The sequence below is a fragment of the Acinetobacter calcoaceticus genome (assembly GCF_016508255.1).
GTDB classification, from domain to species: Bacteria; Pseudomonadota; Gammaproteobacteria; order Pseudomonadales; family Moraxellaceae; genus Acinetobacter; species Acinetobacter calcoaceticus_E.
The window spans coordinates 83,239-94,352 of sequence record NZ_JADVKT010000008.1 but is presented as its reverse complement, the minus strand read 5'-3'; the positions used below and the strand labels follow the sequence as shown (position 1 = coordinate 94,352).

The window sequence follows — 11,114 nt, the reverse complement described above, 5'->3', positions numbered from 1 at the left end:
TGCCCTAACTAGCGGCGTGAGCGTCTAGCCCAAGCCAATTCAATCTGTTTCATTCGTGTCAGCGATTCCAACACAAGGTTACGTAAGTGTCGACAAAAATCTTCCATAAATAAAGCGGCTTGTTGTGATTTTCGGATCAAAATTGCATCAGTCACGAGTTTAAATAATGCAAATGCTTCTTGTAGTTCCCGCTTAGAGGTATTTAGGGTCAAAAAGTAACTGCGACGTAATGAAGGTAGTAACTCTTTATAAAACTTCATTAGATAAGGATTACCGACCATATCTTGCTGTTCAGCTAGATATTGGAAAACACCATCATAAAATTTTTCGATATCGCCTGCTTTTACATGCTCAAAAAGTTGTTCTAACAATAACTGCAATTGATCTGCTTCATGTGCACGCCATGTTTCACTTATTCGTTGAACAATATGCCCCAACAACATCATATTTGTGTCAAACAAGGCTTTAACCTGCTGTGCAGACATTTCTGAAACAATGGCGCCACGGCGTGGAAAAATCTCAATTAAATGAGTACGCTCTAATAATAACAATGCTTCACGAACTGACCCTCGGCTCACGTCAAGCTCTTTGGCAATACGCAATTCTTGAATACGCTCGCCTTCAACCAGCTCGCCACTAATGATCTGTTCGCTAATATATTTGACAATTTGCTCAGAAAGACTATCGGTCTCTTCGAGATTCATAAATCACCCGCTACTTTTTATATGCATTAATCCATGCTTTTCTTTCGCATCCTTGTTTTTAACTGATCCTATCGATTAAAAACTATGTCATTGTCTGACAATTTCATTGCATTTTAAGCCAACCCATTTAAAAACAACACCCAAATCGGATGAATAAAAGCCACAAATGTTCTTATATTATTGAATAAAAAAAGCTCGAATTTCTAAAAATTCAAGCTTTTACACGATAGTCTTACCAAGGTTAATATTTTATTCTCTAGTGCATAATCCCTTTATAAATAAAATAACTACCAACCACGACTAACAAACAGGCAAAGCATTTTTTCAACATTTGTGGTGACAATGCATGAGCCACTTTTGCTCCAAACTTGGCTGTAATAAAACTCATGACACTAATGCCAATAAAAGCATAAATGTGCACATAACCAATCGTGTTAGGTACAGAGATATGTTCCTTCGCACCAAACCACATAAAACCAATTGCACCCGCTACAGCAATAGGTAAACCACAAGCGGCAGAGGTTGCAACTGCTTTTTGCATGACTACACCATGACGGTTTAAATACGGAACAGTTAAGCTACCGCCCCCAATGCCAAAAATTGCAGATGCAATACCAATGCCACCACCTGCCATAAATTGCATAGGTGTCGAAGGAAGCTTACTGTTTGGATCGACCATAACATGAGCCCCCTTAAACATACGATAAGCCATAAAAACAGCAAAAACACCAATAAGAAGTTGCAAATGCTGCCCAGACATCAAGTCCGCAATACCAGCCCCCAAAAATGAGCCAATAATGAGTCCCGGGGCTAAGTTACGAAAAACAGGCCAGAGTACTGCACCCTTTTTATGATGGGCAGACACCGAACTAAAAGACGTTACGATAATGGTTGCAAGTGATGTTCCTACTGCAATATGCATAATTACCGCAGGGTCATAGTTCAACTGGGTAAAAACAACATAGAGGATTGGTACAATAATTAGTCCACCGCCAACACCAAACAATCCGGCAGTAAAACCAGCAATTGCGCCAATGAGTAAATATATGATTAACTCCATAAATGTTTTACCACTCTGCTCATATTCAACATGGATTTAGAGACTCGCCAACTACAACAACTTTTAAGCGCAAAAAACCAGCTTCCAGAAGTGGTTTTATTAAAAGCAACCACAACTTCGACCAATGATGATATTCGTGAAATTGCCCAAAAAGGCATTACAACAGGCTTGGTTTGCAGTGCTCAACAAACTCAAGGGCGAGGTCAACATCAACGGCAATGGATTTCACCTGAAGGAAACATTTATTTAAGCACATTGGTGCAAACTCGAACACCCATAGATGGACGCTTAGCACTTGAAGTTGCATTAAATATTTTGCAAATCGCACAGTTACAGCCTTTAAGCTTACAAGTAAAATGGCCAAATGATTTGTATAGTACGCAAGGCAAATGGGGTGGAATTTTAGTTGAGCCGCTTTCCCAACATCAGGCTATTGTGGGTGTAGGTATTAATTTAAAAACACCACCAGTGACTGATAGTGATCAACCGATTACATCTCTAGAGGATTTAGGCCTAGAACAAATGAGTCGTCTTGAACTCATTTCAGAGCTTTATGTCGCAATTCAAAATGCAGCTCGCTGGTTTGATCATGGTTGCTACAACTTGGCTGGACGTTTTAATCACCACGCTGCATGGCTTAATCAGTTAGTGCAGTTCGAACATAGTCAGGGACTGGTTCATGGTCGTTTCGTAGGAATTTCCAATGAAGGTGCAGTAATTCTTGAGACTCCTGAACCTCAGCAGTTTTATCAAGGTCGCTTAAGACCCCAAGACAATCAGTAAACAGGTGTTCTTCCATGAAAAGTTTATGGCTTGATATCGGGAACACCCGTTTAAAGTATTGGATTACTGAAAATCAGCAGATTATTGAACATGCTGCAGAGCTGCACTTACAGTCTCCTGCCGATTTATTATTGGGTTTAATTCAACACTTTAAACATCAAGGTCTGCATCGCATTGGGATTTCTTCAGTACTGGATACCGAGAACAACCAACGTATTCAGCAGATTTTAAAATGGCTTGAAATTCCTGTTGTTTTTGCCAAAGTGCATGCTGAATATGCTGAGTTAAAGTGTGGCTATGAGGTACCGAGTCAGCTCGGGATTGACCGTTGGTTACAAGTACTCGCTGTGGCTCAAGCTAATGAGAACTATTGTATTATTGGTTGTGGAACTGCCTTAACTATTGATTTAACTCAAGGTAAACAGCATTTAGGTGGTTATATTTTACCTAACCTTTATTTGCAGCGTGATGCACTCATTCAAAATACCAAAGGTATTAAAATTCCAGATTCAGCTTTTGATAACCTGAACCCAGGTAATAACACCGTAGATGCAGTCCATCACGGTATTTTACTTGGCTTGATCAGTACGATCGAAAGCATTATGCAGCAATCTCCTAAAAAGTTGCTACTGACTGGTGGAGATGCTTCTCTTTTTGCCAAGTTTTTGAAAAAATATAATCCAGTTGTAGAAACTGATCTCTTACTTAAAGGGTTACAGCAATATATTGCTCATTATCCAAAAGACTAAAAAAGAGAGCAAAATGAAAAGGCGCATTAAGCGCCTTTTTATTTTATGAACTTATTTCTTTTGGTCGTTGTTGCCAAAGAGTGGTCCCATTCCGCCACCACCGCCGCCGCCAAATTGTTTTTGCATATTGCCTAATGAACGCATCATTTTGCTCATACCAGATGGATTGGCAAACTTCTTCATCATTTTGGCCATTTGCGCCTGTTGCTTAATGAGTTTATTCACTTCAGCAACATCCATTCCACAACCTGCCGCAATACGTTTTTTGCGACTCGGGTTCATCAGGTCCGGATTACGGCGCTCTTTAACAGTCATCGACTGGATAATTGCTTCCATCTTCTTGACTTGTTTTTCAGGATTCGCTTGCTCAATCGCTTGCTGGATTCCTGCACCGCTCATGCCAGGCAACTTATCCAAGAAGCCCATCATGCCGCCCATGTTTTTCATTTGCTCAAATTGCATCAGCATATCTTCAAAGTTGAAGCTACCACCTTTTTGCAATTTTTTAGCCATTTTCTCGGCTTTTTCTTTGTCGATTTTACGTTCAACTTCCTCGACTAAAGAAAGTACGTCACCCATACCTAAAATACGTTGGGCAACACGGTCAGGATGGAATGGTTCTAAAGCATCAAGCTTCTCACCCATACCCAAGAACTTGATTGGCTTACCAGTAATGGCACGTACAGAAAGTGCCGCACCACCACGTGCATCACCATCAGTTTTGGTGAGGATAACACCCGTGAGTGCCAATGCATCATTAAAGGCTTTTGCTGTATTCGCAGCATCCTGACCTGTCATGGCGTCAACCACAAACAAGGTTTCAGTTGGCTTAACGGCAGCATGTAATTCTTTAATTTCGTCCATCATGTCTTCATCGACATGTAAACGACCTGCTGTATCGACAATCAACACATCAGCAAATTGGATTTTTGCCTGTTCAATTGCACGATTAACAATATCAATTGGCTTTTCAGAAGCATCTGATGGAATAAAGCCTGCACCAACTTCTGCTGACACAGTTTCCAACTGCTTAATCGCTGCCGGACGGTAAACGTCGGCAGAGACAGTCATGACTTTTTTCTTTTGACGTTCTTTTAAGAAACGTGCCAATTTTGCTGCTGTAGTTGTTTTACCTGCACCTTGTAAACCGGCAAGTAATACAACAACAGGAGGTTTAGCACTTAAATCAAGTGTTTCATTCGCCTCACCCATCATCTTGGTGAGTTCGTCATAGACAATCTTTACAAATGCCTGGCCTGGTGATAACTGAGTCATCACTTCTTGGCCCAATGCCTCTTCCTTAACTTTCGCGATAAATTCACGAGTTACAGGTAACGCGACATCGGCTTCAAGAAGTGCCATACGTACTTCACGTAAGGTGTCTTTAATATTGTCTTCGGTCAGCTGCCCTGAGCCAGTAACATTTCTTAAACTCTGTGTGAGTCGTTCTGTTAAGGTATCAAACATTGCAAAATCCGCTTAAAATGGCTAGTTGCAAAAAAATCTTTCTCGAAATAGAAAATTTATGCATAGAATGCTATAGGATACTTTAGTTCGCAGCGAATTTATATCTTATATAGATGAATTAATCCTGAAAAAGGTTTGACATGATTAGCCTCCCCTTGGTTTATACAATTTTGGCACTCATCGCATATACCACTTCTTTCTGGTATCTGTTCATTCGTTTAATGTCAAAACGTGAACCAAACCCATGGTTATTTGCTCTTGTTGCGACTTTGGCACTCCTGTTACACGGTACAGTTTTATGCCATGGCATGCTGACTCCAGCTGGAATTAACTACGATGTTTTTAATTTAGTATCTTTTACATCGTGGCTTATGTTGTTGTTAAGTTTAATTTTTAGTATTTTTCGCCCCATTGTACCGTTGAACTTGTTAGGCATTCCTGTAGCTGCTATTGGTCTAATTTTAGGTTTTGCATTCAGCCGACCAGATCAATTTATTGAGCAACATTCGTTAGGCCTTGATACCCATATTATTCTTTCACTTTCTGCCTATGCAGTTTTACTGATGGCAACTATTCACGCTATTTTGCTATGGTTCCAAAATCGTGAACTCAAAAAGAAACAAAAAAAACGCTTTTGGGTCAATTTACTTCCTCCAATTCAAGCGATGGAGTCTTTATTATTCGACCTCATCATTACTGGTTTTATTTTATTAACGATAGCACTCACCTTCGGATTCTTAACTGTCGATAGCTTCTTTGCACAGCACCTCGCTCATAAAACAGTATTTAGTATTATTTCTTGGTTTATCTATGGATCATTATTGATTGGTCATTACAAACTTGGCTGGCGTGGCCAAAAAGCCATTCGTTTTACCCTAATTGGTTTTGTACTATTAGCCATTGGTTTTATTGGTAGTAAATTTGTGCTTGAAATGATCTTGGGTCGTTAAATAAATTAAAATTTCATCGATACTAGACAGCGTTATACATATCCCGTATAACGCTGTTTTCTTTTTGCTCAGGTGACACAGACTGTGAAACTCATACTCGCTCCAATGGAAGGTTTAACTGACCCGATCATGCGGGATACGCTCACATCTGTTGGTCATTTCGACTGGTGTGTAACCGAGTTTATTCGAGTTACAGACAGCATTTTGCCCGACCATATTTACTATAGCTTTTGTCCTGAATTAAAAAATGACGGTAAAACAGCAGCTGGTACACCTGTACATGTGCAGTTCTTAGGTAATAATCCAGATATGCTCGCAGCAAATGCAGCAAAAGTTGTTGAACTGGGCGCACCTGCAATCGACCTTAATTTCGGTTGCCCTGCAAAGACTGTAAACCGACACCGAGGTGGTTCGGTACTTCTCGATGAACCTGATGTCGTACATATGCTGATTAAAGCTGTAAGAGATGCTGTGCCCGCACATATTCCTGTTTCAGCAAAAATGCGTTTGGGTTATCTAGATGAAAACCATACTATGGAAAATGCCCATGCTGTTGAAGATGCAGGTGCAAGTTGGTTGACGGTTCATGCACGTACTAAAGCAGATGGCTACACTCCGCCCGCTTATTGGGAAAAAATTCTACCCATTAAAGAAGCTTTAAAAATTAATGTAATTGCCAACGGTGAAATCTGGACCAATGCCGATGCTAGAGCCTGTCAGCAACAATCTGGCTGTGAAGACTTAATGATTGGCCGTGGTGCTGTGACTACACCCGACTTAACACAATGTATTCGTGAAAATATGGACGAAGCACTATTTAGCTGGGAACAATTGGTTGACTTACAAATCCGTTTTTTAAACGGTCAAGCAAAAACAGAAATTGGTATGGTTGGTCGTTATAAGCAATGGTTAGGAATGATGACGAAAGCCTATCCACAAGCTAAAAACTTATGGGACCAAGTTAAACGTATTAAAGCTTTGGATGAAATTGTTCAACAGTTAGAACAAACTAAATCAGTAAATATTTAACGCAGTCTAGTCATAAAAAAAGAGGGCGATTGTTTTCACAACCGCCCTCTTTCGTATTTCAGGTTAAGTTATTAATTTTTAAAAACCACTTACTTTCATTTTTAGGTCAGTTACAGAAGCACCAGTAATGCCAAAACTCCCCATAGAACCATTAGGTAAGTTATTAAATGTCGTTGTATTTTGGGTTCCCATATTTCCTAAAGTGACGTTGTTAAGTGAAGCATCAAACTTACTCGATACGCCTGTATTCCCAAAAGTTAATCCTGTTGGATCAACACCTGCATAAAAACCATCTAACACAAAACCAGTTGAAGTATTTGTTCCTGCAAACTTAAATCCAAATGTAGCACCCGTATTATCGGACACTAAGGTAATTGGACAACCATCAGCAGCAGAACAAATAGATTGGATTGCACCACCGAATTTAACCATAACAGACTGGGCAGCATGCCCCAACTGAATATTTAAACGAGGTTTATTGGTTTGTACAAAGTTAATATCTAGATTTCCAGTAGAACGAATCAGTTCTTTTACGCCAGTATTTACGATTGTTCCCGAACTAAAAATTGATTGGGGGGCATAACTTGTCACTGCATAATTGGATGGACTAGATAAAGATGCACTTGGGGCCATATAGACTGAAAATGGTAAAAGTCGAATACCGTTTACATCACTCCCCATCGATACAGCTAAATTTAAAAAAGGATTTCCACCACCTGCATCTGTATCCATTACGATATTAAAAGAAGGATTACTCGATACGGCAGCTTTAATAAATTCAATACCAGGAACTGGATTAGTAGAATTCCCTGCAATGACAAAACCAGCCTTACTGCTATATGAAGTTGAAGCAATACCGTTTGTATCAATGAGTGCGACTTGATTAAATTGAACTTTATCAGCCTGAATACCTAGTGTTAAGCCATTTTGGCCTGTTGTAGCGGCAAGACTTTGATCATCCAAAGGCTGCATTGCAAAAACACTTGAACTACTGGCAAGTAACAACCAGCACCCTATATTTTTATTTTTCATGTCGCTCTAATCCTTAAGAGACAAACGTTTATTATTTGTTCAGACTAGCAGAATAATATTCAACTACAAAGCTATTATCCCTTTAACCCGACGAATGCAAATCCAATCACACTAAAATAAAATTTATATAAAAAAGTGACGATAATCGTCACTTTTATTCATTAGTTAAAAGCACCATTTCTAGGCACAATACTAAAGCTGCTATTTAAACGTCCACCAGTAATTGCAAGCTCACCTAAACGTGCACCTGCACCAGTTGATGGCGGATAGAAATTAATATCTTTAACACGTAATGCGCCATCAATACTCTTATCTGGATTAAAATAAACTGATGTATTTACGCCGACCTTACCCAATCCACTTGCAGTATCTTTACCCACAACTAACGCAGAGTTAAACGCTAGTTTACCAGTCATATTCTCAAAACCAATTGCAGAACCATCAATCGGATCACTAATCTGGACTGAGTTTCCAGTTGCTGTAGTAGGCATTGTAAAATCGCCTAAGACAGTTAAAGCACTACCATCAGCAATTGAACTGTTTGGCACAACTGATAAGTTAAGATCTCCACCTAAACGCAGTTTCAAACCAAATAAGACATCATTGTTTCTGGCAAAATTGTCGATTGGAGAAGTACATGAACCAGTAGCGGGACAAGTTTTATATTTAGCCCCTGGTAAATAACCTGCTGCAATTTCTGTTGATAAAGCAAGCAGCATCTCTTTTAAACTAATGTTGAGACTACCATTTTCTAAACCAATACTTCCATTGCCTTTAACGAACATATCAATGTTACGTAATCCCATGTAATAATCGGTAGGACTACCCCCATTATTGGCATTTGGAGAACCATCAATTAATAAAATTGAGGTCGTTTTGGTTCCAGTCGCATCACGTCCGGTAGTTCCGGCAGCAATACCAAAACCTAAACGCGAAGTCGTTCCAGTTGTAGCAACAACATTCTGAACAGGCTTGCCATTGGCATCTTTTGTATAGTAATAAGCACTATTTGAAGGGGCATCTAAACCATAAACAGCAGCATTTGCATTTAAGTTATAAAAAGGTAAGGCTAAACCCCACTGGTTAGTTAAACCATTGTCTGAAAACTGGTTTGCAGCAGCGACATTCGCACTTGTAGTAAATCGACCGCGTCTTGAAAATGCTTGAAACTCAGCACCACGCATAGCAAGAATTAAACTAAATGGATTAGTAACCGTATCACGGTGAATATTATGCTGATAATCAGCAGCTGTCGTTAGAGTACCGCTACCTAAACGAATTCCATTTAAGGTCGCATTGGTTGGCATTAATAAGGTTTTCGTATCTGCAAGATTTAGATAAATATTCCCACTATCGAAATAACCACGTGTAGCAGAGTTAAGTCCTGTTAAATTACCAAATTCGAAACCGTAAGCATTCAGACCAGCCCCCCCAATTTCTAAGGTAGTTGCTTTACCATCTGAGCCTAGCATTGAGTCATTATCTTTAGTGAATTCACCTTTCATACGAAAGGCAACACCAGAGTTACCCAAAATACTATTACTTGAACCTGTACCCGAAGCTGTATTTGCAGTGCCTAAAGTGGTAGTGTCTGCCGTACCATCTAACCCACGAAGTTGTAGATAACCATTGACCATTCGGCCACTTGCCCCTAAACGAATTAAGCCTTTCGCATTTTGCGGGCTATTGGTTGCATCTAGAGTATAAGGGTTAGATTTATCTACATTAGAGCTGAGCATGACCTCAATATTTAGGCCTGAATTTGTTACTTTTCCGCTACTGTCTACATAGGTACCTGCTGTTAAACCCGAAGCTGAATCTGCTACGCGGTTAAAATCAACATAACCATAGGTGCTGTTCGGACTTTGCCCTACACTAGCAATGTTTGTTCCCGTATTTGTCTGTAAAACTACACCACGGGATGGATCTACAAACATCACTCCTTTACCAACAAAATTAAAGTTAAAGTTTTTTAAAATTAGTTGGTTTAACTGACTGCGAGCATCTAATTGCCCTAAATAAATATTGGCATTATTAATACCAAGCGTCATGCTAGATTGGCTATTGGGGTTAAATAAACCATCTTGGGTAGTGATTGCTAAATTTAAAGGAGAAGTCGTTTGAATCGCTAATTGCCCTAAAGTTGGCGAACATGTAGCTGAACTATTACAAACTTTGAAGCTATTTACGGTAATAAGAGAAGGACTACTCTGCATAGAAAAATCTATGCCTGCTTTACCTGTAGTTGTATTACTCCCAACATCTAAACGGTAATTAGTACTTAAGGGTTGATTAGATGCATTACTTTTTTGGACTTTTACACCACTTGCTTGAGCTCTTAAGACCTGATCAGCACTTGTTGGTGTGCCTGCATGGTCATCCCAATAAGCATTATCAATATTGATTTCGTTAAACGTAGTTTGAATAGAGATCCCATCTTGTCCATTGACGGCACTCAAATCAGCATCTGTTAAAGCTTCTAAAGCATAGATTTGTCCACTCACTAACAACATGCTGGTTGCTAATGTATTTAAAATAAACTTTGAGCTGTGATTTTCTTTATTTTTTTTCATCACTTCAGTTCCTTTGAAATCTACATTAACCCTTAACAACGAGGATGGCTACCATCACAACTAAAGACCATGACTTTTCCTTGAATAGCTAAGTTTCCGTTCATCATCAAGCCCATAAAACCAGTTTCACGTCCATAGTCATAGGCTGATGGAGTTGCTGTAGCAACTTGCTGACTCCCACTATTAGCAGTCGCCGCATATGTTGTTTTTTTGAAATATGCATAATCATACATATTTGCACTCGAGCCTTGCGTAGTTGTTGAGCTCGTAAAGTTATCTTGCTCAATTGATAAAGCATTAAAACCAAAATTACGGAATAAAATCGGTTGAGCTGAACTAAAACTAAGCTGAATAGCAGGCTTAATTATCTCGGTATTACTTTTATCTAGATATTTTAAATCAGCGCCATCAAGCCCCATTTTCTGAATATTCAATGTGCCTTGTATACCCTTAAAAACTAACCAAAGTTTATTACCACTATCGCTATTTTCAGCCCAACCACTTGGTTTAGTCGCATCAGCTTGCACAAACCGTTTGTTAATCGCTAAACCTAAATGACAGAACTCTACGTTCTCACAGACACCACCACTACCATTATCAAATATACCGTTACTCGTCTGGTTTAAATTAAGCATCAAAGATAAATCAGCACCAGCCTGTCCATTAATCGCCTGCAATGCATCATTATCTAAAGTTTGTAGTTCCGCATGAGTAACTGTTGCACAAAGAGCGAGGATTAAAGTACTTAATTTTTTCATATCATTATC

The 11,114-nt window shown here is 39.3% G+C and carries 10 protein-coding genes; 4 read left to right on the top strand and 6 right to left on the bottom strand.

The window, feature by feature from the left end; translation table 11 throughout:
• Positions 1–8: 8 nt before the first annotated feature.
• Both I5515_RS14795 and I5515_RS14790 read right to left on the bottom strand, forming a co-directional pair.
• Entirely contained in the window at positions 9–704 is a 696-nt protein-coding gene (locus I5515_RS14795) for a GntR family transcriptional regulator (RefSeq protein WP_199968179.1), read from the bottom strand.
• A 256-nt stretch (positions 705–960) separates the two neighbouring features.
• The gene (locus I5515_RS14790) at positions 961–1,764 is read right to left on the bottom strand and encodes a sulfite exporter TauE/SafE family protein (protein ID WP_199968178.1); all 804 of its coding nucleotides are present in this window, start codon (positions 1,762–1,764) and stop codon (positions 961–963) included.
• Positions 1,765–1,794: 30 nt separating this feature from the next.
• On the opposite strand from I5515_RS14790, the gene I5515_RS14785 reads away from it, so the two are divergent.
• Both I5515_RS14785 and I5515_RS14780 read left to right on the top strand, forming a co-directional pair.
• Positions 1,795–2,547, top strand: coding sequence for a biotin--[acetyl-CoA-carboxylase] ligase (locus I5515_RS14785; RefSeq protein WP_199968169.1), 753 nt, complete (start codon positions 1,795–1,797; stop codon positions 2,545–2,547).
• Between the two features lie 14 nt (positions 2,548–2,561).
• Entirely contained in the window at positions 2,562–3,296 is a 735-nt protein-coding gene (locus tag I5515_RS14780; RefSeq protein ID WP_199968167.1) for a pantothenate kinase, read from the top strand.
• Between the two features lie 51 nt (positions 3,297–3,347).
• Here I5515_RS14780 and ffh read toward each other — a convergent pair whose 3' ends face one another.
• Positions 3,348–4,763 (bottom strand): signal recognition particle protein, encoded by a 1,416-nt coding sequence (gene ffh, locus I5515_RS14775; RefSeq protein WP_199968165.1) that lies wholly within the window; start codon positions 4,761–4,763, stop codon positions 3,348–3,350.
• A 140-nt stretch (positions 4,764–4,903) separates the two neighbouring features.
• Here ffh and I5515_RS14770 point away from each other — a divergent pair, with 140 nt between their 5' ends.
• Positions 4,904–5,713 (top strand): inner membrane protein YpjD, encoded by an 810-nt coding sequence (locus I5515_RS14770; protein WP_199968162.1) that lies wholly within the window; start codon positions 4,904–4,906, stop codon positions 5,711–5,713.
• An 84-nt stretch (positions 5,714–5,797) separates the two neighbouring features.
• Positions 5,798–6,742 (top strand): tRNA dihydrouridine synthase, encoded by a 945-nt coding sequence (locus I5515_RS14765; protein ID WP_199968152.1) that lies wholly within the window; start codon positions 5,798–5,800, stop codon positions 6,740–6,742.
• Between the two features lie 78 nt (positions 6,743–6,820).
• Here I5515_RS14765 and I5515_RS14760 read toward each other — a convergent pair whose 3' ends face one another.
• The 3 genes from I5515_RS14760 to I5515_RS14750 form a co-directional block, all read right to left on the bottom strand.
• Positions 6,821–7,774: a DUF6160 family protein gene (locus I5515_RS14760; RefSeq protein ID WP_199968150.1), complete on the bottom strand. Its 954-nt coding sequence runs from the start codon at positions 7,772–7,774 to the stop codon at positions 6,821–6,823.
• Between the two features lie 161 nt (positions 7,775–7,935).
• Positions 7,936–10,347 carry a DUF6160 family protein gene (locus I5515_RS14755; RefSeq protein WP_199968148.1) on the bottom strand — a complete coding sequence of 804 codons (2,412 nt, stop codon included), beginning with the start codon at positions 10,345–10,347 and terminating at the stop codon, positions 7,936–7,938.
• Between the two features lie 32 nt (positions 10,348–10,379).
• Positions 10,380–11,105 carry a DUF6160 family protein gene (locus I5515_RS14750; protein WP_199968146.1) on the bottom strand — a complete coding sequence of 242 codons (726 nt, stop codon included), beginning with the start codon at positions 11,103–11,105 and terminating at the stop codon, positions 10,380–10,382.
• Between the last annotated feature and the right edge of the window lie 9 nt (positions 11,106–11,114).

Excerpts from the sequence above, each read along its gene's own strand:
- I5515_RS14795 (WP_199968179.1), bottom strand. The coding sequence starts at position 704 with ATGAATCTCGAAGAGACCGATAGTCTTTCTGAGCAAATTGTCAAATAT.
- I5515_RS14790 (WP_199968178.1), bottom strand. The coding sequence starts at position 1,764 with ATGGAGTTAATCATATATTTACTCATTGGCGCAATTGCTGGTTTTACT.
- I5515_RS14785 (WP_199968169.1), top strand. The coding sequence starts at position 1,795 with ATGGATTTAGAGACTCGCCAACTACAACAACTTTTAAGCGCAAAAAAC.
- I5515_RS14780 (WP_199968167.1), top strand. The coding sequence starts at position 2,562 with ATGAAAAGTTTATGGCTTGATATCGGGAACACCCGTTTAAAGTATTGG.
- ffh (WP_199968165.1), bottom strand. The coding sequence starts at position 4,763 with ATGTTTGATACCTTAACAGAACGACTCACACAGAGTTTAAGAAATGTT.
- I5515_RS14770 (WP_199968162.1), top strand. The coding sequence starts at position 4,904 with ATGATTAGCCTCCCCTTGGTTTATACAATTTTGGCACTCATCGCATAT.
- I5515_RS14760 (WP_199968150.1), bottom strand. The coding sequence starts at position 7,774 with ATGAAAAATAAAAATATAGGGTGCTGGTTGTTACTTGCCAGTAGTTCA.
- I5515_RS14755 (WP_199968148.1), bottom strand. The coding sequence starts at position 10,347 with ATGAAAAAAAATAAAGAAAATCACAGCTCAAAGTTTATTTTAAATACA.
- I5515_RS14750 (WP_199968146.1), bottom strand. The coding sequence starts at position 11,105 with ATGAAAAAATTAAGTACTTTAATCCTCGCTCTTTGTGCAACAGTTACT.